This window comes from Streptomyces monomycini (assembly GCF_022271435.1).
GTDB lineage: Bacteria > Actinomycetota > Actinomycetes > Streptomycetales > Streptomycetaceae > Streptomyces > Streptomyces monomycini.
In genome coordinates, this window is record NZ_JAFIQY010000039.1 from 22428 (window position 1) to 47943 (window position 25516).

Genomic DNA, 25516 nt, shown 5'->3' on the forward strand with positions numbered 1-25516 from the left:
TGTCGACGGCCCCGCGCGCACCACGCCCGCGCGCCCCGCACCGGACCCCGCCCGCACCGCACACCGGAGGCACACGCATGACGGACCCGGAAGCCCTCGACCACGCCTGGGACGAACTGGTCGCCACCGCCCGCCGCACGGTCGCCGACGGCCTGGTCGTCGGCACCTCCGGCAACGTCTCCGTGCGCGTCGGCGACCTCGTGCTGGTCACCCCCAGCGGCGTCCGCTACGACCGGCTCGGGCCGGGCGACCTCACCGCGGTGGACCTCGAAGGCCGTCAGACCCGCGGCACGCTGCGGCCCACCAGCGAACTCCCCATGCATCTGGCCGTCTACCGCGCCACCGACGCCACCGCGGTCGTGCACACCCACGCGGCCCACGCCACCGCCGTCTCCACCCTCGTCACCGAACTCCCGCCGGTGCACTACATGACCGCGGCCCTCGGCGGGCCCGTCCGCGTCGCGCCGTACGCCCTCTACGGCACCGAGGAGTTGGCCGGGAACATGCTCGCCGCCCTGCGCGACCGCACCGGCTGCCTCCTCCAGAACCACGGCACCATCGTCCACGGCGACACCCTTGACGAGGCGTACGACCGCACTGCCCAGCTGGAGTGGATGTGCCGCGTCTGGCTCGCCGCCGGCTCGCTGCCCGGTCGCACACCCACCCTGCTCACACCGGAACAGCTCGACGCGGCCGGCGAGCAGCTGCGCGGCTACGGGCAGGGCCGCTGACGTACGGCGCCGGGCGACGGCGGCCGGGCCTTGCCTGCGGGCACCTGGGCCCCGCCCGACCGCCCGCGGGCCCGCCCGACCGTCCGCGGGCCCGCCCGCCGTCACCCGGGCGCGCCCGCCCACTGGCCGCGGCGGCGACGCCCGCCCACACTGGGGAGGATGCGTCTGGGTACCGCGGCAGCAGCCGCCACCACGGTGATCGGTACCGGCGCGGCCGCAGTGGCGGCCGGCCGGTACGCCAGCGACATGGTCTTCAAACCCGCGCCCGACCGGCCGCTGCCGGGCGATCCCCGGCTCACGGTGCACGCCACCGGCCCCGGGCGGATCACCCTCACCCGCAGCCTCGCCTCGCTGCGCCCCGGCACCTACGGCCTCACCGGCGCGGGCGGCCATGCCATCGTCGGCCCCCTCCTGGACGACGTGCCGCACCCGGCGGACACCGTCGTCCGCCGCCTGGAGCGGGTCACCCACGGCACCCTCCAACCGGGCGCGAGGATGCGCCTGACGCCTCAGGTGCACATCGGCAACCCGCGCGACGCGCTGGGCCTCGACGCCGCCGACGTCGACATCCCCGGAGAACTGGGCGCGCTGCCCGCCTGGTTCGTGCCGGGCGACCGGGAGACCTGGGTGATCACCGTGCACGGCCTGGGCACCACCCGGGAGCACCCCATGGTGGTCATGCCGTTCCTCAGCGACCAGCGGCTGCCCGTCCTGGACCTCGCCTACCGCAACGACGTCGGCGCTCCGCACACCGCCGACGGCATCAGCCACCTCGGCGATTCCGAATGGCGCGACCTGGACGCCGCGATCCGCTACGCCGTCCAGTACGGCGCCGAACGCGTCGTCCTGCACGGCTGGTCCACCGGCGCCTCCATGGCCCTGCACGCCGCCGCCAACTCCGCGGTCCGCGACCGCATCGCCGGCCTCGTCCTGGACTCGCCGGTCCTGGACTGGCAGGCCACCGTCCGCGCCCTGGCCGCCGCCCGCCGCGTCCCCCGCCCGCTGCTCCCGCTGGCCGTACGCGCCGCCGAGGGCAGCACCGGGCTGCACGCCGGACGGCTGGCCGAAGCCTGGACCGCCGACCTGCTCACCGTGCCGACCCTGCTGATCCACGGGCCCGACGACTCCCTGGCCCCCTGGTCGGCCTCCCGCGAACTGGCCTCCCGCCGCCCCGACCTGATCACGCTGCACCCGGTACCGCACGCCCCGCACGCCGCCATGTGGAACGCCGACCCGGCCACGTACGAAGAAACGCTCCGCCGCTTCCTCACACCCCTCATGTGAGCCGGCGGCGCGGCTCCCGGGGGCCGTGTCGTGCCCGTGCGGCGTCGTGCCCGTGCGGCCTTCGGGCGGTCGCTTCCGTGTGCCCTCGTGGGCGACTGCCGCCGTTCGGCCTTCGGGACGGTCGCTCCTGTCCGGCCTCCGGGGCGATTGATCCTGCGTGGCCTCCGGTGGGGTCGGGCTGTGTGGCCTTCGGGGCAATCGGTTCTGCGTGGCCTCTGGTGGGGCCTGTGCGGCCTTCGGGGCGGTGCCGGTTGTCCCTGTGCGGCCTCGGCCTTCGGGACGACCGTTCCTGCGCGGCTTGCGGCTTGCGGCCTGCGGCTTGCGGCCTGCCTCCTGCGGCCTGCGCCTGGTCGTTCGCGTGTGGTCGTTCGCGTGCGCCCGCTGGGGCGGACGTTCTGGCGTGCTCTCTGGGCGGATCGTTTTCGCGCGCTCTCTGGGCGGACCGTTTCCGAGCGGCGGGGTGGGCCGCTTCCGCGCGTACTCCGGCCGGCCCGTCTCCGCGTCTCGTCCGGGACCGCCTTGCCCTCAGCCTGCGGGCCGTTCCGTTTCCGCACGTCCCCTGACTGATCCATTCCCGCAGGCCTCTGGCGTGGCCTTCCCCGCAGCCCTCCAGGCCGTTCCCTTTCCGCGTGCCTCGGGGCCTCGGGGCGGCCTCCCCGTAGCCCTCCGGGCGTTCCGCTTCCGGGCGTCCTCCGGCTGGACCGTCCCTGCGTGCCTCGGGACGGTCTTTCCCGCAGCCCTCGGTGCCGTTCCGTTTCCGCCTCCTCCGGCCGTTCCGAGCCCGCGCGCCCTCGGGCCCTCGGGCCTTCACGTGTTCACACGCCTTCCTCAGCGCGGCCCGTTCCTGTGGCATCGCCGCCCGTGCCATCGCGCCCCCGCCCCCGACGGCGACTTGCCCGTGTCGTGATGGCCTGTCGGCACGGTCCGCGGCACCCGGGCGGCCCGTGGTGACCCGGCCCTACGGACGGTGGCCACCCCGCGCGCGCCCCGGGGCCGCCCCTTCGTACGGCCTGCGGCCACTCCCCGTACAGGCCCTGGTGGCCCACTCGTACGGTCCGTGCCGGCCGCCCCGTGCGCCCCTCGTGCGTCGGGCCGCCGGAACGTACCGACCGTTCCGATTGGGCTTTCGGGCCGTCAGCGGGAAGACTGCACCTGTGACGTCCCGTACTCCGCGCGACTCCCGGCTCCGACTCGTCCCCCGTCAACCGATTGCCGCCGCCCGCCGAGCGGTGAGCACCCGGGCCGCCCGGCCGGCGCCCCGGCCGCCCCAGGGCACACCGCCGCCCGCGGAACTGGCCCGGCAGGCCCGTGCCGGTCTGGCCGGTGCCGTACGTCTCGCCCGCTGGGCCGACGGCGAGCACGGCGCGGGCGCCGGGCTGCGGGCCGGCACGGACGGTGCCCTCCCGGCGGACGTCGCCGAACAGGCGGCGGACGACCTGCGGCTGACCCCGGACCAGGTCCGTACGGACTGGGACCTGGCCCGGCTGGCCGGACTCGTCGAACTGCACGGCGGCGTGGCCCGCCCGGGCTGGCGGCTGCGTGCCTGGGAGCGCGACGACACCGCCGCGCTGCGCGGCTGGGTCGCGCTCTTCGACGCCTGGTCGCTGGCGCGCCCCGCGCCCCCCGGCGCCGGGCCGACCGCCGTCGCCGAGGTCGTCGAGGCCGTGCCGCAGTTGCTGTCCCTGCTGCACCTGTCGGCCGGCCCGGTGCGGCTCCCGGTCCTGCTGGACATGCTGGAACAGCGCGTCGCCGAACTCCGTACCGAACGCTGCGAGGTGCCGTACGGCCCGGACCGCGCCCCGGACGCGGGACCGGCCCCGGGCACCGCCGCGGGTACGGACCCGGGGGCGGACCCGGACCCGGGGGTGACCCCGGACCCGGGGGTGACCCCGGACCCGGGCACAGGCCAGGGCACGGCCCCGGGCACAGCCTCGGGAGCGGCGCGCGGCGGAGCGGCGGGTGACACCGCGGGGGTGTCACTCGCGGAGCTCCTGGACTGGTCGCTGGAAGGCCTCGCCGCCGTCGGGGCACTCGTCGTGCGCGACGGCGCCAAGACCGGTGTGCCCGCCGAACGCGAAGCCCTGCTCACCCCCCTCGGCAACTGGTCGGTCTGGGTCAAGCTGGAGCAGATCTGCGTCGCCGCCCAGAGCCCGGCGGGCAACATCGAGCAGTCCGCCGAGGCGATGCTGCGCGGCTGCGCCCGGCTGACCCCGGGCCCGGCGCGCGCCGAATACCGCGCCTGGCTCGCCGCCCGGTCGGCGGGCAGCGCCGTCGAGGAACTCCTCGACGTCGCCCGCGGCGAGGACGCGCTGCTGCGCGGCCTCGCCTTCGAGGCCCTGCGCGCCGTCGGCGCGCCCGCCGAACCGGCCGTACGCGCCGCCGCCGACGAGGCCGCGCTGCGCCCGTACGCCCTGCTCTGGCTGGTCGAGCACGAGGGCGGTGACCCGGAGACCGCGCCGGACGTGCTCACCCGCGAAGAGTCCACCTGGCTGTGGGTGGACACCGCCGCGGCCGTCGCCGACCACGGCGAGAGCCAGCTGCTGATCCGGCACCTCGACTCGGCCGTCCAGGGCTCGGTCCCGCGCCTGCTGGAGGAGGTACGGGCCGTCGGCCACCCGCGCACCGTGCAGGTACTGGTCGCCCTGGCCGCCGCCCACCCGGACCCGGCCCTCGCCAAGGCCGTCCGCCGCGCCGCCTTCCAGGTGCACACCGGCGGCGCGTGACGTCTCCCGGGGGCGGGCGCCCGCCCCCGGAACGGCACCCGACGGCTCCGCCCCTTTCGCCGACGCGCGATCCCAGGCGAGCGCGCGCCAGCACCCCTTCAGTGCCCTATCAGCTCCTCCTCAACGCTCCCTCAGCACCTCCCCAGCACCTCCCTCAGCGCCTCCCCGGTGTCCCGAATCCTCAGCCGCCCTTCAGGCCTTCGGCACCGCCGGTGCGTACGTGCCGAACGTCCAGAGATTGCCCTCCAGGTCGCGGGCCGTGTAGTCCCGGGAGCCGTAGTCCTGGTCCGTGAGCGGCAGCGCTATCTCCACCCCGGCCTGCTCGGCCCGGCGGTGATGCGCGTCCGGGTCCGCGACGGTCACGTACACACCGACCGGGCCGCCGTCGCCCAGTGCCTCCTGGTACGCCCCGCCGACGCTCTTCGAGCCCAGCATCACCACACCGTTGCCGAAGGACAGCTCGGCGTGCAGCACGGTGCCGTCCTCGCTCTCGTACAGCGCGCTCCGCGTGAAGCCGAAGGCTTCCGTGAGCTGCTTGACCGCCGCCTTCGCGTCGCGGTACTGCAACGTCGGGCAGAACGTGGGAGAGCCCGCAGTCCCTGCCGCGCCTGCCGCCACGTCGGTCATGACGATCACCTTTCCCATCCTGCGATCAGGTCGTTCCGAGCCCCGCCATGAGACCCACATCACAGTCTGGCACCAGGGTCTGACAACGCCCCCCGAACAGCCTCTGACCAGCGCCGCACCGCACCACGCTGCTCCGAGAAGCACCGAACCGCACCGAAGCGCACCGAACCGCTCACCCGCCCGCCCGCCGCTCCGGCGGACTCAGCGGAACGTGTCGCAGCGCCCGGCGTCCCCCGTGCGGAGCCCGGCCGAGAACCACCGCTGCCGCTGCGCAGCCGACCCGTGCGTCCAGCTCTCCGGGGTGACCCGGCCCTGGAACCGCTCCTGGATCCGGTCGTCGCCGACCGCGGCCGCCGCGTCGAGCCCGTCCCGTACGTCCGCCTCGGTGAGATCGGTGATCAGCGGCCGCCCGGTGGTCTCCTCGGGCGTGCCGGTGGCGTGCCGGGCCCACACGCCCGCGTAGCAGTCGGCCTGGAGCTCCACCTTGACGGCGTCGCTGTCCGCGCCGGGCCGCCCGCCCTGGGACCGGCGCAGCGTGCCCGCCAAGTTCTGCACGTGGTGCCCGTACTCGTGCGCCACCACGTACGCCTGCGCGAACGGCCCGCCCTCGGCGCCGAACTTCGTCCGCAGCTCGCGGAAGAAGTCCAGGTCCAGGTAGACCTTGCGGTCCCCGGGACAGTAGAACGGCCCGACGGCCGAGGTCGCGGCCCCGCACGCGGTGTCCGTCCGGCCGGTGAAGAACACTGTCGGCGCCCGTCCGTACGAGGCGCCCCGCCGCCGGAACTCCCGCTGCCAGAAGGACTGGGCGCTGTTGACGACCGCCACGATCCGGCAGTCCTCCCTGCTGTTGGCGTCCTGCCCGGTCCGGCATTGCTCCTGCACCCGTTCCGACGAGGAAGCGGTGGCTTGCGGGGGATGGTCCGACTCCGTCAGTCCCAGTTCGTCGGGGCCGATGCCGAAGAACAGGCCGGCGACGAGCGCGATCAGCCCCGCCAGTCCGCCCCCGACCGTGGCCCGCCCGCCGGGCAGCCGGCTGCCGCGCCGGTCCTGGACCTGCGAGGTGTCCAGTCCGGCGTCGTCGTCGAACCGCATGGCCGCACCGCCCTCCGCCATGCCCTCCCGGCGGCGCACACCGCCTCGCCCCATCCAGCCGCGCCCACCGCCGGGCCGCGACCCCGGGCGTCCGAACGGACGAGGGGGAGGGGGACGGCAGTCAGGCGGGGCCGGGGGGAGGTGCGCCCCGAGGGCCGGCTCACAGCGGGCCCGTACGGCCGGACCACGACCGCACCGCAACCGGATCACCACCCCACCCCGACCGCCCCACCCCGACCGCCTCCCGGCCTCCCGGCCTCCCGGCCTCCCGGCCTCCCGGCCTCCCGGCCTCACGGCCTCACCCCGACCGCCCCACGGCCCTACCACGACCGGATCCCGGCCCTCCGGCAGCCCGGGAAAACTGCTTGCACGTCACCGCTAGACTGGTCCGTATGGCAATTCTCCTCGTGCATTAGACGGCGCCGGCACGCCGCCCACCGCCGCCCGTCCGCACAGACTTGTGCCGTGTACGGGGCGCGCCGCGCGGCTGTGATCACCCCCGTCCTTTCCGCTGTCCTCATCTGCCCTGGAGTCTTCCCTTGATCACCGCCTCCGGCCTGGAGCTGCGCGCCGGCGCCCGCGTCCTCATCGAGTCCGCCTCCTTCCGTATCGCCAAGGGCGACCGGATCGGCCTGGTCGGCCGCAACGGAGCGGGCAAGACGACCCTCACCAAGGTCCTGGCGGGCGAGGGCATCCCCGCCGCCGGCACGGTCACCCGCTCCGGCGACGTCGGCTACCTGCCGCAGGACCCGCGCACCGGCGACCTCGACGTCCTCGCCCGCGACCGCATCCTGTCCGCCCGCGGTCTGGACGAGGTCCTGCGCAAGATGCGCGAGAACGAGGACCGGATGTCCAACGGCAAGGGCGCCACCCGCGAAAAGGCGATGAAGAAGTACGAGCGCCTGGAGACGGAGTTCCTGACCAAGGGCGGCTACGCGGCCGAGGCGGAGGCCGCGACCATCGCCGCCAGCCTGGGTCTGCCGGACCGCATCCTCGGCCAGCCCCTGCACACCCTCTCCGGCGGCCAGCGGCGCCGCGTCGAGCTGGCCCGGATCCTCTTCTCGGACTCCGACACGCTGCTCCTGGACGAGCCGACCAACCACCTCGACGCCGACTCGATCGTCTGGCTGCGCGACTACCTGAAGAACTACCGCGGCGGCTTCATCGTGATCTCCCACGACGTCGACCTGGTCGAGACCGTGGTGAACAAGGTGTTCTACCTGGACGCCAACCGCTCCGAGATCGACATCTACAACATGGGCTGGAAGCTCTACCAGCAGCAGCGCGAGGCCGACGAGAAGCGCCGCAAGCGCGAGCGCGCCAACGCCGAGAAGAAGGCCGCGCAGCTGCACTCGCAGGCCGACAAGATGCGCGCCAAGGCCACCAAGACCGTCGCCGCGCAGAACATGGCCAAGCGCGCCGACAAGCTGCTCGCCGGGCTGGACGCCAAGCGCGCCTCCGACAAGGTCGCCAAGCTGCGCTTCCCGGACCCCGCGCCCTGCGGCAAGACCCCGCTGACCGCCGAGGGCCTGTCGAAGTCGTACGGCTCGCTGGAGATCTTCACCGACGTCGACCTGGCCATCGACAAGGGCTCACGGGTCGTCATCCTCGGCCTGAACGGCGCGGGCAAGACGACGCTGCTGCGGCTGCTGGCGGGGGTGGAGAAGCCGGACACCGGCGAGGTGCGCCCCGGGCACGGCCTGAAGCTGGGCTACTACGCCCAGGAGCACGAGACGCTGGACCCGGACCGCACGGTCCTGGAGAACATGCGCTCGGCCGCGCCGGACATGGACCTGGTCGAGATCCGCAAGACGCTCGGCTCCTTCCTGTTCTCCGGCGACGACGTCGACAAGCCGGCGGGTGTGCTCTCCGGCGGCGAGAAGACCCGGCTGGCGCTGGCCACCCTGGTCGTCTCCTCCGCCAACGTGCTGCTGCTGGACGAGCCGACCAACAACCTCGACCCGGCCAGCCGCGAGGAGATCCTCGGCGCGCTGCACACCTTCACCGGCGCCGTGGTGCTGGTCTCCCACGACGAGGGCGCGGTGGACGCCCTCCAGCCGGAGCGCATCATCCTGCTGCCCGACGGTGTCGAGGACCTGTGGGGCCAGGACTACGCGGACCTCGTCGCGCTGGCCTGAGGGCCGCCCGAGGGCCGGGAGGGATCAAGGGCGTATGGATCATTCGGCCGACGGGTGATCCATCATCTGAGTGAGAGCGGCTCGTACATCGGCGAGCCTCCCTGTGACGGCCGGGCCCCAGGGGCCCGGCCGTCATCATTTCGTACCAGCCCCCTCTGACCTGCTCATTCGCGGCGAAACCCGTGGTCGGAGCGGTGAAATTCCTAACGGAACCCCTAATTCCAAGAGTCAATACGGCGCCCGCGACGCCAAACGATGTCCCACGGACCTTGCTGAATGGGTGGCCAGGAACGCGGGAAGGGGTGATCATGAGAGTCCAGAGCGCACTTCCCACGAGGAGGCACGGGTGGCCGAGACTCTGAAGAAGGGCAGCCGGGTTACCGGCGCCGCGCGCGAGAAGCTCGCGGCAGACCTGAAGAAGAAGTACGACTCCGGAGCGAGCATCCGGGCGCTGGCCGAAGAGACCGGCCGCTCCTACGGGTTCGTGCACCGGATGCTCAGCGAATCCGGTGTGACCCTGCGTGGTCGTGGCGGAGCCACCAGGGGCAAGAAGGCCGCCTCGGCCTGACCGAGGCGTTCCGCTCCGGGAGCTACGGTGCCACCCGGTCGGTCGAGCAGGCGACCGGGTGGTTACTGTTCAGTCACTTAAGCACGCACACGTGCGGTCGGCTGACTGACTCGGAGGCGCTCCATGACCCTGCTCGACAAGGACGGTGTGCGGCTCACCGTGGACGACGTGATCGCCACGGTGACCCTCGCCGGACCGGCCAAACGCAACGCGCAGTCGCCCGCCATGTGGCGGGCGCTGGCCGAGGCCGGATCACTGGTGCCGGGAGACGTCCGGATCGTGGTGCTGCGCGGCGAGGGCAAGTCCTTCTCCGCCGGCCTGGACCGGCAGGCGTTCACGCCCGAAGGCTTCGACGGCGAGCCGTCGTTCCTCGACATGGCACGCGGCCCGGACAGTGAATTGGACGCCATCATCGCCGAGTACCAGGAAGCGTTCACCTGGTGGCGGCGGAACGACGTGGTGTCCATCGCCGCTGTCCAGGGCCACGCGATCGGCGCCGGCTTCCAGCTCGCACTCGCCTGCGACCTGCGGGTGTGCGCCGACGACGCGCAGTTCGCCATGCGGGAGACCAGCCTCGGACTGGTGCCGGACCTGACCGGCACCCACCCCCTGGTCGCCCTGGTCGGCTACGCCCGCGCGCTGGAGATCTGCGCCACCGGCCGCTTCGTCCACGCCGACGAGGCCGAACGCATCGGCCTGGCCAACCTCGTGGTGCCCGCCGCCGACCTGGACGGTGCCGTCGCCGACCTGGCGGGAGCCCTCGTCGCCGCGCCGCGGGACGCCGTCATCGAGACCAAGGCCCTGCTCATGGGCGCCGCCTCCCGTACGTACGAGGAGCAGCGCGCCGCCGAACGCGCCGCGCAGGCACGACGGCTGCGCGACCTGGCGGGCCTGGGCGAGTAGCCGCGCGCCGCGCGGCTCAGGAGGCGTCGGGCGGTTCGAGGGCGGCGACGAGCACCGCGACGGTGGAGCGCTCACCGTCCGCCGGCTGCCCGGCGTCCGCCGCTGTCCCGACCGCGTCGCGTACGTCCCGCGCCACGTCCAGCGTCCGCCGGTCCGGCGCGACGGCCAGTTGGACGAGTACGTGCCCGTCCTCCACGCGGACCGGCCGGGACAGCGCACCCAGGGCCGGTACGAGACGAACGACTCCCGGGACCCGCAGCGCGGCCGTCTCCAGAGAGCCGGCGTCGGCCGTGGCCCCGCTCCCGCCCGGCGCGCCACCGGGAGGAGCGTCGTCGTCCCGGCCTCCGCCCGCTGCCTCTTCCCCCTCGTCGAGCAGGTCCGTGACCCGCACATCGACGACGGACACCTCCAGGCCCAGCCGCTCCGCCGCACACGCCAGCAGCGCTTCCCGCAGCAGGCCCGCGGAAGCCGGAACCGGGCGCCCGGCCGTGGCGGCGACTTCCGTCTCGATCAGCAGCGGTCCCGGCGGCAGCGCGCTCGGCGGTGACGGGACCGCCGCTTCCGGCGCGGCGTCCGCGTCCGCCACGGACAGCCGGAGCGTACCGATCCGCAGCCCCGGCAGCGCGTCGCCCGCCTCCCGCAGCACCCCGGCGGCCGCCCGCTCGGCGATCCACGCCCCGTCCGACGGGCCGCCCAGCGGCAGCAGCCGGCCGAGTCCGAGCTGCCGTCGTACCGCCGTCACCAACTGGTCACCGGCCACCGGCCGTCACCTCTTTCCCGAACAGTCCTTCCACCTTGCCGCACACCCGGCCGGGCGGCAGGGTCGCATACCCGAATGGCGGCAACCCGACCACTCCGCTGCCGCATCCCCGCAGCGGGCCCGGGGAAGCCGCCTTACTGTGGAAAACGGAGCGGCTGGCAGCTCCGACCCCTCGGAAAGGGACGATCGGCGATGACCGAGAGCGCACAAGGTAACCGGCCCGAGCCGCGGACCGGAGACTCGCAGGGCAAGACGCTGGGGACCAAGCGGGGCGGCGGCGACCCCGCGACCCGTGGGCGTACCACCATCGCCGACGGTGTCGTGGAGAAGATCGCCGGCATGGCGGCCCGCGACGTCATGGGCGTGCACGCGATGGGCAGCGGCTTCGCCCGCACGCTCGGCGCGGTGCGCGACCGGGTGCCCGGCGGCAGCAAGTCGGTGACCCGCGGCGTCAAGGCCGAGGTCGGCGAGGTGCAGACCGCGCTGGACCTGGAGATCGTCGTCGAGTACGGCGTCTCCATCGCGGACCTCGCCCGGGCCGTACGGGAGAACGTCATCTCCGCCGTGGAGCGGATGACGGGCCTGGAGGTCGTCGAGGTCAACATCGCGGTGAGCGACGTGAAACTGCCCGACGACGAGGAGGACGAGGACGACGAGGAGCCGCGCCTCCAGTAGGCGGGCCGGTCCTCCAGACGACAGGCGCCGGGGCTCCGCTCCGCAGGACCCGGCCGGGGTGGTAGCGAAGGGAAGCGCGTAGATGAGCATGGCCGTGGTCGGTCTGTTGGCCGGAATGGCGCTGGGCTTCGCCGGATACTTCGGCGGTTTCGGGGCCTTTGTGCTGGTGGCGGCGCTGGGCGCCATCGGATTCATCGTCGGGAAGTTCGTGGACGGCGACTTGGAGGCCGGGGAGTTCTTCCGGACCCGTACGGGCGACCGCGACGACCGGCGGAGGTGACGCCCGGTGGCGACCGTGTCCCCCGCGGCCGCGGCACCCGGCGCCGCCCAGCCGGCCGTACCGGCCGGTGAACGGGGCGCCACGAGGATCGCGGACCGGGTCGTGGCCAAGATCGCCGCGCAGGCCGCCCGCGAGGCCCTGCGCGACGCGTCCACGGAACCCGCCGATGCCCACGCGTCGGTGACGGTGCGCCGGCGCGACGGACGGCGGGACTTCGGCGAGGCCCGGGTACGGGTCGCCGTCGAACTGGGCTACCCCTCCGACATCGGCGCCCAGTGCGGCGCCGTACGACGGCAGGTCACCCAGCGGGTCCGCGAACTGGCCGGCATGTCGGTGCCCGAGGTGTCCGTCCAGGTCGAGCGGCTGCACGCGCCCCAGATGGAGCGGTCCGGCCGGGGGAGGGTGCGATGAACGACGACGATCCCGATCTGCGGCACACCCAGCGGCTGCCCACCCTCGACAAGTCGGCGGGCGCCACGGCGGTCCCGCCCGGCGAGGGCGGCCCCGGCACTCCTTCCGGTCAGGGCGGCTCCGGTCCTTCGGACGGCCCGGACAACCCGGACCCCCGGGGCGATTCCGGCCCTCCGGGCGGCGGCCCCGGGCAGACCGGCCCGGCGGACACCGGGCAGTCCCCCCGCGAGGAGACGGACGGCGGCGGCCGGGCCCGGCGCTTCTGGGCGGCCCGGCGCGTACCGTCCACACTGGTCGCGCTCGTCGTGCTCGGCGCCGCCGGACTGCTGCTGTACGACGTGGCCGCCGTACGCGCCGACCGCCCCGCGATGGCCTGGCGCAAACGCCTCGCCACCGAGCTGGCGTCCCGCCACCTGGACGACGTCTGGGTCCTCGCGGGCGCCGCGGTGGCCGTGGCCCTCGGCATCTGGCTGCTGGTGCTGGCGCTGACCCCCGGCCTGCGCGGCGTGCTGCCGATGCGGCGCACGACACCGGACGTACGCGGCGGCCTGGACCGCGCCGCGGCCGCCCTGGTGCTGCGCGACCGGGCCATGGAGGTGCCGGGCGTGCAGTCCGTACGGGTCGCCGTCGGCCGCCGCCGGGCCAAGGCACGCGCGGTCTCGCACTTCCGCGAACTGGACGAGGTACGGAGCGACCTGAACACGGCGCTCGGCGACGGGCTGCGGCAGCTGGGCCTCGCCCGGCGTCCGGCGCTGTCCGTACGGGTGCGCCGGTCGGCGAAGAGGTGAGCACGACGATGCGCAAGGTCCTGCGAACGGTCAACCGGGTACTGCTGGCCCTGACGGGCCTGGTCCTGATCGTTGTCGGCGCCACGGTGCTGCTCGGCGGCTTCGACCTGCCGGGCAAGTGGGGCTTCGACCTGCCGACCGGCGGACGCTGGTCCCGGCCCGACGACGTGCTGCTGCGCGACGCGGACCGCACCCGCTGGACGGACAGCGGCTGGTGGTGGCCGGTGGTCATCGCGGTCCTGGCCGTCCTCGTCCTGCTGGCGCTGTGGTGGCTGCTGTGCCAGTTCCGGCGGCACCGGCTGCGCGAGATCCTCGTGGACAGCGGCGACGGCGAGGGCGCCCAGCTGCGCGGCCGCGCGCTGGAGAACGTCCTGACGGCCGAGTCCGAGTCGCTGGACGGGGTCGACCGGGCCCGCGTCCACCTCACCGGCCGCCGCACCGAACCCCGCGTACGAGCCGGCCTGGCACTCGCCCCGCACGCGAACCCCTGCGCCGTGATCGCCCGCCTCTCCTCGGAGTCCATCACCCACGCCCGCACCTCGGCCGGCCTGGAACGGCTGCCTGCCGAGGTACGGCTGCGGGCGGTCAAGCACCGGGCGGAGCGGGTGACTTAGCGGGGCACATCGCGAGGCGTGCGCCTTTCGGTGCGGTTCGCCGCTTCGCGCACGGTCCCCAGCCAAGGCTCAGACGGTGAGGTGCTGCTCGGTGCCGGAGCCGTTGGCCGTCGTCTCGGGGGCGATGCCGTGCTGCTCTTCTTCGGGGCGGCCCTTCTCGGGCAGCAGGAAGGTGATCGCGAAGAAGGCCACCAGCAGGCACGCCTGGACGAGCAGCGCGCGGTGGAAGCCGCCGGTGAAGTCACCGGCCTCGGCCCGGGCGAAGAACACCGAGCCGAAGACCGCGACGCCGAGGGAGCCGCCGACTGCCTGGACCGCCGACAGGACACCGGAGGCGGAACCGATCTCGTCGTCGTCGACCGCGGCCAGGATGAAGCTGAACAGGGCAGCGATCACCATGCCGGCGCCGACGCCCGCCACCGCCACGCCGGGAACGATGTCCCAGATCGAGAACGAGGCGGCGTCGAGGCCGTCGAGCTCGCACCACAGCACGGCCGCGCCGGCCAGTTGGACGAGCGGTCCGATCTGGAGCACCTTGCGGCCGATCTTGTCGGCGAGGAACGCGCCGCTGACGGCGCCGCCGATCGCGGTCCCCACGGCGAGGGGCAGATTGCCCAGCCCCGCGTCACCGGCAGTGAAGTGCCGGCCGATCTGCAGGAACAGGGTCAGCACGAGCTGGGTGCCGATGAGCCCGCCGAAGAACAGGGCGATACCGCCGAGCCCGACGGTGAAGGCCGGCTTGCGCAGCAGGGCCGGGGTCACCAGCGGCTCGCGGCCCGCGGCGGCCGTGCGGCGCTGCCGGAGGGCGAAGAGGGCGAAACCGAGCACCGAGGCGGCCATGGACAGCCACGTCCACAGCGGCCAGCCGTTCTCCTGCCCCTGGTTGAGCGGCAGCACCAGCAGGGCGCAGGACGCCACGACCAGGGCGGCGCCGGTCATGTCGACCCGTACGGTACGGTCGCCCGCCTTCTTGGGCACGAACGTCGCGGCGACGATCAGTGCCGCGATGCCGATGGGCAGGTTGATCAAAAACACCGACCGCCAGCCGAGGCCGAAGAAGTCGCCCTCGATGAGGAAGCCGCCCAGGACCGGGCCGATGATGCCGCCCAGGCCGAGCACGGGTCCGAAGATCGCGAAGGCCTTGGTGAGTTCGGGGCCGGAGAAGTTCTCCCGCAGCAGGCCCAGACCCTGGGGCAGCAGCATCGCTCCGGCGATGCCCTGCAGCAGCCGGAAAGCGATCAGCGACTCGATGTTCGGCGCCGTCGCGCACAGCAGCGAGCTCACGGTGAAGGCCGCCAGCCCGATCAGGAACATCCGGCGTCGCCCGTAGCGGTCGCCGAGCCGGCCGCCGAGCACGAGCCCGGCGCCCAGGGTGAGGGCGTAGCCGCCGATCACCCACTGCAGTCCGACGGAACCGGCGCCGAGGGACGTCTCCAGGTCCGGTCCGGCGACGTTGACGATCGAGGCGTCCAGGAGATCCATGATCTCCGCGACGATCATCACCGCCAGGATCAGCCACCGCCACCGGTAGGGCTCGGCCGTCTCGACAGGGGCGGGGGACGGGTCGTGCACGCCAGGTACCTCCATGGTGAAGTAATTCCATCATGAAGGTAAAGTGGTGGCGGTAGGTTGTCAAAGCGGGACGACCGTGCGGACCGCGGGACAGGAGAGAAGGCCGGAAGCATGGAGGAAGCAGTGCGCGACGGTGTCGCGGAGCAGCGTGAGCGGCTGATGGAGTCGCTGAGGATCCACGGCGGCCACTACGCCGAACTCAGCCGGCGCTTCGCCGCCTGGCTGGGCCTGCACTCCACGGACGCGACCGCCGTCTTGGAGATCGCCGCCGCCGAGGAGCGCGGCACGCCCCTGTCACCGGCGCGGCTGAGCGAGCGGATCTCCCTGTCCACGGGCGCCACCACCGCGCTGCTGAACCGTCTCGAAGCGGCGGGGCACATCACGCGGGCCCGCGAGCACTCCGACCGGCGCATCGTCACACTGCGCGGCGGCGGGCACATCCAGGAGCGGGCGGACGAGTTCTTCGGCCCGCTCGCCCACCGCCTCGACGCCGCGATGTCGCACTATCCGCCCCAGTTCCTGGCACAGGTCGAAGCGTTCATGGCTGACCTGAACACCGCCATGGACAACCACCTCACGGAACGGGACGCGGTGACACCGCGCTCCCTCCGCAGCCCTGATCCGGATGGGCGGACTCCCTGACAGGGCGCACATGCCCCACGCCTCCGACTTCCGGACCGGGACATGTTGCGTTGGAGTGCGCTCCAACTCCTAGGTTCGGCAGCATGCGATACAGCAAACTCGGAACAACCGGGCTGGAAGTCTCCGCCATCGCCCTCGGCTGCATGAGCTTCGGTGAGCCGGACCGGGGCGGCGAACCCTGGTCGCTGGGTGCGGACGCCAGCCGGGAGATCATCAAGCAGGCCCTGGAGGGCGGCGTCAACTTCCTCGACACGGCCAACGGGTACAGCGCCGGAAGCAGCGAGGAGATCATCGGCCAGGCGGTCAGGGACTTCACCCGGCGCGAGGAGGTCGTTCTCTCCACCAAGGTCTGGATGCGGATGCGCCCCGGCCCGAACGGTGCCGGGCTGTCCCGCAAGGCGATCTTCGCCGAGCTCGACGCCTCCCTGAAGCGGCTGGGGACCGACTACATCGACCTGTACCAGATCCACCGCTGGGACTACGACACCCCGATCGAGGAAACCCTCGAAGCGCTGCACGACGTGGTCAAGTCCGGGAAGGTCCGCTACATCGGAGCCTCTTCCATGTACGCCTGGCAGTTCGCCAAGGCCCTGTACCTGGCCGACCTGAACGGCTGGACCCGGTTCGTGTCCATGCAGGACCACTACAACCTCATCCACCGAGAAGCGGAGCGGGAGATGCTCCCGCTCTGCGCCGACCAGGGCATCGGCGTGATCCCGTGGAGCCCGCTGGCGCGGGGCAGGCTGACGCGGGCCCGGGACACCGCCACGGCGCGTGCCGGGACCGACGAGGGCGGCAAGATCCTCTACCGCGACGAGGACCAGGCAGTGGCCGAGCGCGTCCACGAGATCGCGGGCGAGCGCGGTCTGTCCCCGGCCCAGGTCGCCCTGGCCTGGGTCATGCGCCACCCGGTGGTGACCTCGCCCGTCGTCGGGGTCACCAAGCCGGCCCAGCTGGCCGACGCGGTCGCCGCGGTGGACGTCGAACTCGACGAGGACGAGGCCGCCTACCTGGAGGAGCCCTACCAGCCGCACGAGGCCGCCTACCTGGAGGAGTCCTTCTACAAGCCGCAGCCTGTGGCGGGCTCCCGGTAGTCCGGGCGGGCCTTCGACGAGTCCTCGGCCTCGCCCTTCCCGGCCCTGAGCAGCGGACGTCCACGATGAGAACGGTGCTCAGTCCGAGCCCCGCCCTCAGAACCCCCGCCGCTTCCCCCCGTCCACCGGCACCATCACCCCGGTGACGTACGACGCCGCGGGCGACAGCAGGAACGCGGCCGTCCGGCCGAATTCCTCCGGTTCGCCGTAGCGGCGCAGGGGGATGGAGGCGCTGTTGCGGGCGCGGGACTCCTCCGGGTCTGCGGACAGCGCGTCCAGCTGGGTCATCCGGTCCGTGGCGATACGGCCCGGCAGGACGCCGAAGACGCGGATGCCGCGCGGGCCCAGTTCGTCGGCGAGGGCCTTGGCGTAGCCCGCGAGGCCGGGGCGCAGGCCGTTGGAGACGGCCAGGCCGTCGATGGGCTCGTGGACCGAGCCGGACAGGACGAAGCCGATCGCGCCGCCGTCGCCGAGTGCGGCGGACGCCGTGCGGGCGAGCCGTACCGCGCCGAGGAAGACCGACTCGAACGCCGCCTGCCACTGGTCGTCGGTGGTGCCGGTGGGCGTGCCCGGGGGCGGGCCGCCGACGCTGACGAGGATGCCGTCGAGGCGGCCGAAGCGCTCGCGGGCGGTGTCGACCAGGCGCGCGGCGGCGTCCGGGTCGGCGTTGTCGGCGGCGACACCGTGCGCGCGGTCGCCGAGCGAGGCCGCGGCGGCCTGGGCGCTGTCCGCGCTGCGGCCGCTGAGGACGACGTTCGCGCCGTCGGCGACCAGTTCCCGCGCGGTGGCGAAGCCGAGGCCGCGGGTGGCGCCGGTGACGATGTAGGTCCGGTCGGTGAGTCCTAGATCCATGGGGGTCAGTCTGCCCCGTCGCACCCGAACATGGTGAAGGCGGTGCTGATGAGGCCGATGTGGCTGAACGCCTGGGGGAAGTTGCCCAGCTGGCGCCCGGCGACCGGGTCGTACTCCTCGGCCAGCAGTCCCAGGTCGTTGGGCAGCCGCAGCAGCCGGTCGAACAGCTCCCGGGCCTCCTTCCGCCGTCCGGTCAGGTGCAGGGCCTCGGCCAGCCAGAACGAGCAGACCAGGAAGGTGCCCTCGTCGCCCGGGAGTCCGTCCACGGTGGTGGCGTCGGTGCTGTAGCGCCGTATCAGGCCGCCGTGCGCCAGCTCCGCGCGGACCGCGTCGACCGTGCCGACGACCCGCGGGTCGTCGGCGGGCAGGAAGCCGAGGCGCGGGATCAGCAGCGTCGCGGCGTCCAGCAGATCTGAGCCGTAGGACTGGGTGAAGGTGTTGCGCTCGGCGTCGTACCCCTTCTCGCACACCTCGCGGTGCACCTCGTCGCGCATCGCGCGCCAGCGGGCGACGTCCCCCTCCAGCTCCGGGTCGGACTCGACGGCCTTGATGGCGCGGTCGGCGGCGACCCACGCCATGATCTTGGAGTGCACGAAGTGCCGGCGGGGCCCGCGGACCTCCCACAGCCCCTCGTCCGGCTCGTGCCAGTGGGACTCCAGGAAGTCCAGCAGCGAGCGCTGGATGTTCCAGGCGTGCGGCTTGGACGGCAGTCCGGCGACGCGCGCGATGTGGAAGGAGTCCAGCACGCCGCCGTACACGTCGAGCTGCCGCTGTTCGACGGCGGCGTTGCCGATGCGTACGGGGGTGGAGCCGGCGTAGCCGCCGAGCCAGGGCAGCTCGGCCTCCGGGAGCCGCCGCTCGCCGCCCAGGCCGTACATGATCTGGAGGTCGGCCGGGTTGCCGGCCACCGCGCGCAGCAGCCAGTCCCGCCAGGCCGACGCCTCGTCGGTGTATCCGGCGGTGACCAGCGAGTTGAGGGTCAAGGTGGCGTCGCGCAGCCAGCAGAAGCGGTAGTCCCAGTTGCGTACGCCGCCCAGTTCCTCGGGCAGCGAGGTGGTGGGGGCCGCGACGATGCCGCCGGTGGGCGCGAAAGTCAGGGCCTTGAGCGTGATCAGGGAGCGCAGCACCTCGGCCCGGTACGGACCGTCATAACGGCAGTGCGCCGCCCACGCCCGCCAGTCCTCCAGGGTGTGCTCCAGCGCCTCGTACGGGTCGATCTCGGCGGGGCGCGGCTCGTGCGAGGGGTGCCAGGTGAGGACGAACGCCACCCGCTCGCCGGCCGCGACGCCGAAGTCCGAGCGGGTGCTGAGCCCCTGCCCGTACGTCTTGACCTCCGGCTCGGTACGCAGCCACGCGGAGTCCGGCCCGGCCACCGCCACCCGGCACCGGCCGACGTGCCGCACCCAGGGCACGACCAGCCCGTAGTCGAAGCGCAGCCGCAGCACCCCCTGCATGGGGACGTCACCCTCCAGGCCCTCCACGATGCGTACGAGGTCGGGCGCGCGGTCGCGCTGCGGCATGAAGTCGGTGACCTTCACCGAGCCGGTGGGGGTGTGCCAGACGGTGTCCAGGACGAGGGAGTCGCCGCGGTAGGAGCGTTCGGGCCGGGCGTCGGGGTCGGCGGGGGCGAGCAGCCAGTGCCCGTTCTCCTGGTCGCCGAGGAGCGCCGCGAAGCAGGCGGCGGAGTCGAAGCGCGGCAGGCACAGCCAGTCGACGGAGCCGTTCCGGCCGACCAGGGCGGCGGTCTGCAGGTCGCCGATGAGCGCGTGGTCCTCGATGGGTGCGTGCACGCGGCGTCCCTTCCGTCGGCGACCGGCGGCTACTCCGTGCTGGCGACTGTACGGCTCAAGGGCTCGGCAGGGGCGGATTCGGCGGTGCCGTCGCCCTCCGCGGCGGCGAGCCGGTCCTTGCGCTCCCGGCGGACCAGGACGAACCAGCCGACGGGCACGGCCGCGGCGAACAGCCACCACTGCACCGCGTAGGCCATGTGCGGGCCGATGCTGTCGTGGTCCGGCTCGGGCACCAGCTCGGGCGTGCCGCCGGGCGGCTCCGGCGCGGTCTGCTCGATGTAGCCGCCGAGGACCGGCCGGTGCAGGGCCTCGGCCTGCCGCTCGCTGTTGATGAGCATGACCTGGCGGTCGGGCAGGCCGCGCTTGTCCTTGATGCCGCTGCCTTCGGTGGTCTCGTCCGCCATCATCCGGCCCGTGACGGTGACCCTGCCCTTGGGCGCGGCGGGCACGTCGGGGAAGCGGGTGAGGTCGTTGCCCGCGGCGATCCAGCCGCGGTTGACCAGGACGGTGGCGCCCTTGCGCGGACCCTGGTCCAGGACGAGCGGCGTCAGCACGTAGTAGCCGATGGTCTTCTCGTCGGCGGCGGTGCGCTGGCGGACCACGACCTCGTGCCGGGTGTCGTACGTGCCGGAGGCGGTGACCCGGCGCCACATGTCGTCGCGGGGCAGCGTCCGGCCGGGGGCGGTCAGGTCGGTGACCGGCACCGGGGCGGCGTGCAGGTTGTCCGCGATGAGCTGGTTCTGCGCGACCCGGTGCTCATGGCGGTGGTACTGCCAGAACCCCAGCTTGATCATGACGGGGATCAGGACGAGGCCCACGAGGGTGAGGATCACCCACTGCCGGGACAACAGGAAGCGGTACACCCCACGAGGGTACGACCGGGGCATCCGGCACCCCGCCGCCGGGGTCCGCCTCAGACCCGGTCGACGATGCCCGCCTGCCCCTCGGCGCGGGCGCAGTGGGCGCCGCAGAACCAGCGCCCGGCGGCCTCCACGCCCTGGCCGATGATCTGGCACCGGCAGTGCTCGCAGATCGGCGCCATGCGGTGGATGGCGCAGGAGAAGCAGTCGAAGACGTGCACCGCGCCCTGTGCGTGCACCTCGAACGTCATGCCGTACTCGTTTCCGCAGACCTCACAACGTGCCATGCGCCACAGCGTGCGGGTGCGGCGGGTGGCGGGGCGAGCCTGCGGCAGGCGTGTTGTGGGGCTTCACCCGGACGCAGGCGCCGGGGCCACGTCCTGGAGGAGCTGCATGAAGGCCGCCTCGTCGATCACCGGCGTGCCGAAGGAGGCGGCCTTGGCGGTCTTGGAAGTGCGGGCTTCCGGGTCGTTGGTGACCAGCAGGCTGGTCAGCCGCGAAACACTGGTGGCCACGTGCAGTCCGGCCTCGATCGCGCGGTCCTCCAGCAGTTCGCGGTCGACGGAGGTGTCGCCGGAGAACGCCACCCGCATCCCCTGCACCAGCCGGGCACCCGGCTCGTACCGCCCCGGGTTCGGGTACGGGCAGGCGGGCCGCTTGCGCGACGGGCGCCAGCTGGTGGGCCGGTAGGCGGCCGCGGCCGGCCGCTGCCGGGGCGCCGCCGGGCCGTCCGCCCACTCGGTGAGCGGCTGGCAGGCCAGCAGCGGCAGGCGCAGGTTGGCCTGGGCGGCCAGCCGCAGACTGGGCCGGAACGCCTCCGCCAGCACCCGGGCGTCGTCGAGCGCGTGGTGGGCGTGCTGCTGGGTGACGCCGTAGTGCGCGGCGAGGGACTCCAGCTTGTGGTTGGGCAGCGGCAGCCGCAGCTCCTTGGAGAGCGCGATGGTGCACAGCCGCTGCCGTACGGGCGCCTCGGTCTCGGCACGGGCGTACTCGCGGGCGATCATCGACCAGTCGAACATCGCGTTGTGGGCGACCAGGACGCGCCCCTCCAGCCGCTTCGACAGCTCGGGGACGATCTCCGGGAAGAGCGGCGCGGCGGAGAGCATGTCGCTCGTCAGACCGTGGATCCACACCGGGCCCGGGTCCCGCTCCGGGTTCACCAGGGTGTACCAGTGGTCCTCGACCTCGCCGTGGATGTCGAGGCGGTACACGGCGGCGGAGACTATCCGGTCGTCGCGGGCCAGGCCGGTGGTCTCCACGTCGACGACCGCGTACCCCTTCGGATACGCGGCCGGCCAGGAGGCGGCCGCCTCCGGAGGGGACGGCTGCTGCCCGATCGCCGGGGTGATCGGGCGGGCTGCTGCCATACGGTCTTCGAGCATGGTCACTGAGGATACGGGCCCCCACTGACAGCGCCACCGCCCTCCCCGTACCGTCCGGCGCTCCGGCGCCGCCCGTGACGGTGCGGGCAGGCGCGGACGTGCGCGAACGCCGCGCGCGCGGCCACCGGTTGGGCCCCGATCGGGGGACGCGGCGACACGGTGGCGGGTGGTCCTCCGTGCGGTGCTGCCGGCTGCTCCCCTTCTGTGGCGCTACGTCGCACCCCTCCTGTGGCGTTACGTCGTAAAGGTCCGGTTCGGGGTGGTAGAGGGGTACGGGCCTGACCATTCCCCCTCCCTGACACTCCTTCTTACATACTTCTCGGTAACAACCCCTAGCGGGGGCCCCGTCGGCGCCTTTATGGTGCCGACATGCCGCACCTGCCCGATGTCGTGCTGTGGTCCGTGCCCGCTTTCGTCGTCCTCACCGTGGTGGAGATGGTGAGCTACCGCCTCCATCCCGACGAGGACGCCGCCGGGTACGAGGCCAAGGACGCGGCGACCAGCGTCGGCATGGGGCTGGGCAGCCTGGTCTTCGACGCGCTGTGGAAGATCCCGATCGTCGCCGTCTACTCGGCCGTCTACACACTGACGCCGCTGCGTGTGCCCGTCCTGTGGTGGACGCTGCCGCTGATGCTGCTCGCCCAGGACTTCTTCTACTACTGGTCGCACCGCGGGCACCACGTCATCCGCGTCCTGTGGGCGTGCCACGTCGTGCACCACTCCAGCGAGAAGTTCAACTTCACCACCGCCCTGCGCCAGCCCTGGACGACCTGGACGGTCTGGCCGTTCTACCTGCCGATGATCGCGCTCGGCGTGCACCCGGCCGCGGTCGCGTTCTGCTCGGGCGCCAACCTCGTCTACCAGTTCTGGGTGCACACCGAGCGCGTCGGCAAGCTGCCCCGGCCTTTCGAGTACGTCCTGAACACGCCCTCGCACCACCGGGTGCACCACGCTTCGCAGGGCGGCTACCTGGACCGCAACTTCGGCGGCATCCTCATCATCTGGGACCGGATGTTCGGCTCGTTCGTCCCGGAGACGGAACGCCCCGTGTACGGCCTCACCAAGAACATCCACACCTTCAACCCGCTGCGCGTCGCCACTCACGAGTACGCGGCCATCGCGCGCGACGTCCGGGCGGCGGGCAGCTGGAGCGAACGGGCAGGACGGGTGTTCCGGGGGCCGGGGTGGCAGCCGGCGGGGTTCGTGGACAACAAGGCACCAGAGAGGAGCGGGGCGCCCGGGAAGGGCGGGGCGCCCGAGGGCTCCAAACCCGTCGCATCCGCCAAACCCGCCAAATCCGCCAACTCCACCGGCGCCACGAAGGAGCCCGTCGCGTGACGACCGCCGCGCGCACCGCGCGGGTCCTGCTCGGCGCCTTCGCCGTGCTGACCGCCGTCCACCTCGGCGCGCTGCTCGCCGGGACCACCACCGTCGTCCATCTGACCAAACCGGCCCTGATGCCGGTCCTGGCCGGGTACGTGCTGGCCGCCGGAGCGCCCCGGCTGCTCGCCGTCGCGCTGCTCTTCGGCTGCGGCGGCGACATCCTCCTCCAGACCGGCGACGACGCGCTGTTCCTCGTCGGCATGGGCTCCTTCGCCGCCGGACACGTCTGCTACCTGGTCCTCCTCGCCCGGCGCGGCGCCTTCCCGGGCGGGCTCCGGCTCTCCGGACCGCTCGCCGCCTGCTACACCGCCCTCTGGCTGGGCTTCGTCGCCCTGCTGTGGCCGGACCTGGCGGCGGACCTGCGGCTGCCGGTCGCCGCGTACAGCCTGCTGCTCACCGCGACGGCGTTCAGCGCCCTGCGGCTCGGGCCGCGGGCCGCGCTCGGCGGGCTGCTCTTCCTGCTCTCCGACGCGCTGCTCGCCACCGGTCTGGCCCATTGGCAGCAACCGCCCGCCGCCCAGTTCTGGGTGATGCTGACCTACGCGGCGGCTCAGTACGCGCTGGCCGACGGCGTACGGCGGACGTACACGGCAGGGGAGCGGGCCGGGGACGCGGAGGCCGCACGGGCGTACGGTGAGGTACGCAGTACCCCTGCCTGAGCCGGTCCGGCCGTCGTAGGCCACCGGCCTGACCTGCGACGACGGCTGCGGACTTGAGTCTCCCGCCGGGGGAGCCCCGACAGTGGACGGCATGAACGAGGACGACGGCGGCCTGCTGACGATCGGCGCGCTGGCCCGGCTCACCGGAGTCACGGTGAAGACGGTCCGGCGCTGGTCCGACGAGGGCCTGCTGCCGCCCGCCGCCCGTACCCCCGCGGGCTACCGGCTGTACGGCCCCGACGCGCCCGCCCGCCTGGAGACCGTGCGCACCCTGCGCGAACTCGGCATCGGCACCGCGGAGATCCGCGCCGTCCTGCACAGCCGGCGCACCGTCGCCGACACCGCCCGGCACTGGGCGGACGCGCTGGACGCGCAGATCCGCATGCTGCGGCTGCGGCGCGCCGTACTGCTGGCGGTGGCCGCGCGGGGGACCGCTGCCGAGGAGCTGCCGGACGTGCACCGACTGGCCCGCCTGACCGCCGCCGAACGGCGCCGTATCATCGAGGAGTTCGTCACGGACGCCCTCGACGGTGTGGACGCCCCCGCCTACCGCGCCGGCCTGCTGGCCGCCGCCCCCGACCTGCCCGAGGACCCGGCGCCCGAACAGCTCGGCGCCTGGATCGACCTGGCCGGACACGTCCAGCGTCCCGAGGTGCGGGCCGCGCTGCGGCGGCTGGCCGAGTACAGCGGCCGCACCAGCCCCGCCGTACCGTCCGCGACGGCCGTCGCGGACGCGGCGCGCGTCGCCCGCCTGATGCGCGAGCGCGGCGAGGCGGCCCTCGCCGCCGGTCTCGCCGCCGACTCACCGGCGGCGGAGCCCGTCGTGGCCGAGCTGGTCGCCGCCTGGCTGCCGACCCAGGCCGGCAGCGCCGGCACGGCAGGCCCGCCCGAGCGGGACGACGCCCGCGCGCGCCGCGCACTGCTGGAGCAACTGGAAGCCGCCGCCGAGCCGCACATCGAGCGGTACTGGCAGCTGATGTGCACCGCCACCGGCCGCCCACAGCCACCGCGTTGGGGCCCGGCGGGCGCCTGGACGGCCGCCGCGCTGCGTGCCCATCCCGAGCCCGGTCCCGGCCTTGTCCTGCCGCCCGCACCGGACGCGCAGCGCGCGCTGTACGTGTACGAGCGGGTGGCCGAACACGTCACCGCGCTGGTCGACGCCGTACCGAGGGAAGCGCTGGAGCGGCCCACACCGTGCGACGGATGGACCGTACGGCAGCTCATCGACCACATGACGTGGGAAAACCTCATGATCACCGCGATTGCCCGGGACGCGCCGCGCACCGACCAGGACGCCGACCACGCCGCGGCCTTCCGGGAATCGGTGGCCGGGCTGCGCGCCGCCTTCACCGGCAGCGGGATGCCGGAGCGTACGTACGGCCCCTACGAGGCGCCCGGCGCGCTCTTCGCGCAGCAGGCAGCGGTCGAACTCCTCGCGCACGGCTGGGACCTGGCCCGCGCGCTCGGCGCGCCGACCGGCCTGGCGCCGGAGGTCGCCGACGAGGTGCTGGCGGCGGCCCGCGGCATCTACGGGGCGGCGCCGCGTACGGAGGGCGGATCGTTCGCCCCGGAGCGGCCCGCGCCCGGTGGAGCGGGCGGAGCGGACCGGCTGGCCGCCTACCTGGGCAGGTGAAGGGGAAACAGGGGTGGGGCCGGGCGGAGTGCCGCCCGGCCCCGTGCCTCGGGAC

Annotated in this window: 25 protein-coding genes; 16 read left to right on the forward strand and 9 right to left on the reverse strand. The window is 73.6% G+C overall.

What is annotated here, in order from left to right; all coding sequences use genetic code 11:
* The first annotated feature begins 77 nt into the window (after window positions 1-77).
* The 3 genes from JXZ78_RS31760 to JXZ78_RS31770 all read left to right on the forward strand — a co-directional run bounded on the left by JXZ78_RS31760 (window position 78) and on the right by JXZ78_RS31770 (window position 4738).
* A complete protein-coding gene (locus tag JXZ78_RS31760) occupies window positions 78-731 on the forward strand; it encodes a class II aldolase/adducin family protein (protein WP_030021341.1) in 654 nt (217 codons plus the stop codon).
* Between the two features lie 159 nt (window positions 732-890).
* Window positions 891-2015, forward strand: coding sequence for an alpha/beta hydrolase (locus tag JXZ78_RS31765; RefSeq protein ID WP_030021342.1), 1125 nt, complete (start codon window positions 891-893; stop codon window positions 2013-2015).
* A 1154-nt stretch (window positions 2016-3169) separates the two neighbouring features.
* The gene (locus JXZ78_RS31770; RefSeq protein ID WP_238783504.1) at window positions 3170-4738 is read left to right on the forward strand and encodes a hypothetical protein; all 1569 of its coding nucleotides are present in this window, start codon (window positions 3170-3172) and stop codon (window positions 4736-4738) included.
* A gap of 192 nt (window positions 4739-4930) precedes the next feature.
* On the opposite strand, the gene JXZ78_RS31775 is transcribed toward JXZ78_RS31770, so the two are convergent.
* The gene (locus tag JXZ78_RS31775; RefSeq protein ID WP_030021344.1) at window positions 4931-5365 is read right to left on the reverse strand and encodes a VOC family protein; all 435 of its coding nucleotides are present in this window, start codon (window positions 5363-5365) and stop codon (window positions 4931-4933) included.
* 201 nt (window positions 5366-5566) lie between these two features.
* Window positions 5567-6457 (reverse strand): KPN_02809 family neutral zinc metallopeptidase, encoded by an 891-nt coding sequence (gene ypfJ / locus JXZ78_RS31780; RefSeq protein ID WP_030021345.1) that lies wholly within the window; start codon window positions 6455-6457, stop codon window positions 5567-5569.
* Between the two features lie 539 nt (window positions 6458-6996).
* Between ypfJ and JXZ78_RS31785 the strand changes: the two genes are divergently transcribed.
* From JXZ78_RS31785 to JXZ78_RS31795, 3 genes are all read left to right on the forward strand, one after another.
* On the forward strand, window positions 6997-8595 hold the full coding sequence (locus tag JXZ78_RS31785) for an ABC-F family ATP-binding cassette domain-containing protein (RefSeq protein ID WP_030021346.1): 1599 nt from the start codon (window positions 6997-6999) through the stop codon (window positions 8593-8595).
* A 346-nt stretch (window positions 8596-8941) separates the two neighbouring features.
* Entirely contained in the window at window positions 8942-9163 is a 222-nt protein-coding gene (locus JXZ78_RS31790) for a helix-turn-helix domain-containing protein (protein WP_030021347.1), read from the forward strand.
* Between the two features lie 123 nt (window positions 9164-9286).
* Complete coding sequence (locus JXZ78_RS31795; protein ID WP_030021348.1) at window positions 9287-10066, forward strand: enoyl-CoA hydratase/isomerase family protein; 780 nt, start codon at window positions 9287-9289, stop codon at window positions 10064-10066.
* Between the two features lie 16 nt (window positions 10067-10082).
* Here JXZ78_RS31795 and JXZ78_RS31800 read toward each other — a convergent pair whose 3' ends face one another.
* A complete protein-coding gene (locus JXZ78_RS31800; RefSeq protein WP_030021349.1) occupies window positions 10083-10826 on the reverse strand; it encodes a hypothetical protein in 744 nt (247 codons plus the stop codon).
* Between the two features lie 192 nt (window positions 10827-11018).
* On the opposite strand from JXZ78_RS31800, the gene JXZ78_RS31805 reads away from it, so the two are divergent.
* The 5 genes from JXZ78_RS31805 (at window position 11019) to amaP (ending at window position 13594) form a co-directional block, all read left to right on the forward strand.
* Entirely contained in the window at window positions 11019-11501 is a 483-nt protein-coding gene (locus tag JXZ78_RS31805) for an Asp23/Gls24 family envelope stress response protein (RefSeq protein WP_030021350.1), read from the forward strand.
* A gap of 82 nt (window positions 11502-11583) precedes the next feature.
* The gene (locus tag JXZ78_RS31810; protein ID WP_030021351.1) at window positions 11584-11781 is read left to right on the forward strand and encodes a hypothetical protein; all 198 of its coding nucleotides are present in this window, start codon (window positions 11584-11586) and stop codon (window positions 11779-11781) included.
* A gap of 6 nt (window positions 11782-11787) precedes the next feature.
* Window positions 11788-12192, forward strand: coding sequence for an Asp23/Gls24 family envelope stress response protein (locus tag JXZ78_RS31815; protein WP_030021352.1), 405 nt, complete (start codon window positions 11788-11790; stop codon window positions 12190-12192).
* Window positions 12189-12980, forward strand: coding sequence for a DUF6286 domain-containing protein (locus tag JXZ78_RS31820; RefSeq protein WP_030021353.1), 792 nt, complete (start codon window positions 12189-12191; stop codon window positions 12978-12980). Before JXZ78_RS31815 ends, JXZ78_RS31820 begins: the two co-directional genes overlap by 4 nt.
* Before the next feature lie 8 nt (window positions 12981-12988).
* The gene (gene amaP / locus JXZ78_RS31825; RefSeq protein WP_030021354.1) at window positions 12989-13594 is read left to right on the forward strand and encodes an alkaline shock response membrane anchor protein AmaP; all 606 of its coding nucleotides are present in this window, start codon (window positions 12989-12991) and stop codon (window positions 13592-13594) included.
* Between the two features lie 69 nt (window positions 13595-13663).
* Here the strand turns inward: amaP and JXZ78_RS31830 are convergent, their stop codons facing one another.
* The gene (locus JXZ78_RS31830; RefSeq protein ID WP_208870170.1) at window positions 13664-15181 is read right to left on the reverse strand and encodes an MFS transporter; all 1518 of its coding nucleotides are present in this window, start codon (window positions 15179-15181) and stop codon (window positions 13664-13666) included.
* 96 nt (window positions 15182-15277) lie between these two features.
* On the opposite strand from JXZ78_RS31830, the gene JXZ78_RS31835 reads away from it, so the two are divergent.
* Window positions 15278-15808 carry a MarR family winged helix-turn-helix transcriptional regulator gene (locus JXZ78_RS31835; RefSeq protein WP_030021356.1) on the forward strand — a complete coding sequence of 177 codons (531 nt, stop codon included), beginning with the start codon at window positions 15278-15280 and terminating at the stop codon, window positions 15806-15808.
* Between the two features lie 83 nt (window positions 15809-15891).
* The gene (locus tag JXZ78_RS31840) at window positions 15892-16902 is read left to right on the forward strand and encodes an aldo/keto reductase (protein WP_030021357.1); all 1011 of its coding nucleotides are present in this window, start codon (window positions 15892-15894) and stop codon (window positions 16900-16902) included.
* 96 nt (window positions 16903-16998) lie between these two features.
* Here JXZ78_RS31840 and JXZ78_RS31845 read toward each other — a convergent pair whose 3' ends face one another.
* The 5 genes from JXZ78_RS31845 to JXZ78_RS31865 form a co-directional block, all read right to left on the reverse strand.
* A complete protein-coding gene (locus tag JXZ78_RS31845; protein WP_030021358.1) occupies window positions 16999-17754 on the reverse strand; it encodes an SDR family oxidoreductase in 756 nt (251 codons plus the stop codon).
* Window positions 17755-17759: 5 nt separating this feature from the next.
* Entirely contained in the window at window positions 17760-19544 is a 1785-nt protein-coding gene (locus JXZ78_RS31850) for a glycoside hydrolase family 15 protein (protein WP_030021359.1), read from the reverse strand.
* Between the two features lie 29 nt (window positions 19545-19573).
* Window positions 19574-20407 (reverse strand): SURF1 family cytochrome oxidase biogenesis protein, encoded by an 834-nt coding sequence (locus JXZ78_RS31855; RefSeq protein WP_033038326.1) that lies wholly within the window; start codon window positions 20405-20407, stop codon window positions 19574-19576.
* A gap of 50 nt (window positions 20408-20457) precedes the next feature.
* On the reverse strand, window positions 20458-20691 hold the full coding sequence (locus tag JXZ78_RS31860; RefSeq protein WP_063726112.1) for a metallothionein: 234 nt from the start codon (window positions 20689-20691) through the stop codon (window positions 20458-20460).
* A gap of 63 nt (window positions 20692-20754) precedes the next feature.
* Window positions 20755-21786, reverse strand: a complete 1032-nt coding sequence (locus JXZ78_RS31865) for a DEDDh family exonuclease (RefSeq protein ID WP_030021362.1) — start codon at window positions 21784-21786, stop codon at window positions 20755-20757.
* Between the two features lie 369 nt (window positions 21787-22155).
* Between JXZ78_RS31865 and JXZ78_RS31870 the strand changes: the two genes are divergently transcribed.
* The 3 genes from JXZ78_RS31870 to JXZ78_RS31880 all read left to right on the forward strand — a co-directional run bounded on the left by JXZ78_RS31870 (window position 22156) and on the right by JXZ78_RS31880 (window position 25461).
* Window positions 22156-23124 (forward strand): sterol desaturase family protein, encoded by a 969-nt coding sequence (locus JXZ78_RS31870; RefSeq protein WP_050502640.1) that lies wholly within the window; start codon window positions 22156-22158, stop codon window positions 23122-23124.
* Window positions 23121-23828, forward strand: a complete 708-nt coding sequence (locus tag JXZ78_RS31875) for a lysoplasmalogenase (protein ID WP_033038328.1) — start codon at window positions 23121-23123, stop codon at window positions 23826-23828. Before JXZ78_RS31870 ends, JXZ78_RS31875 begins: the two co-directional genes overlap by 4 nt.
* A gap of 91 nt (window positions 23829-23919) precedes the next feature.
* The gene (locus tag JXZ78_RS31880; protein WP_238783505.1) at window positions 23920-25461 is read left to right on the forward strand and encodes a TIGR03086 family metal-binding protein; all 1542 of its coding nucleotides are present in this window, start codon (window positions 23920-23922) and stop codon (window positions 25459-25461) included.
* Window positions 25462-25516 lie beyond the last annotated feature (55 nt).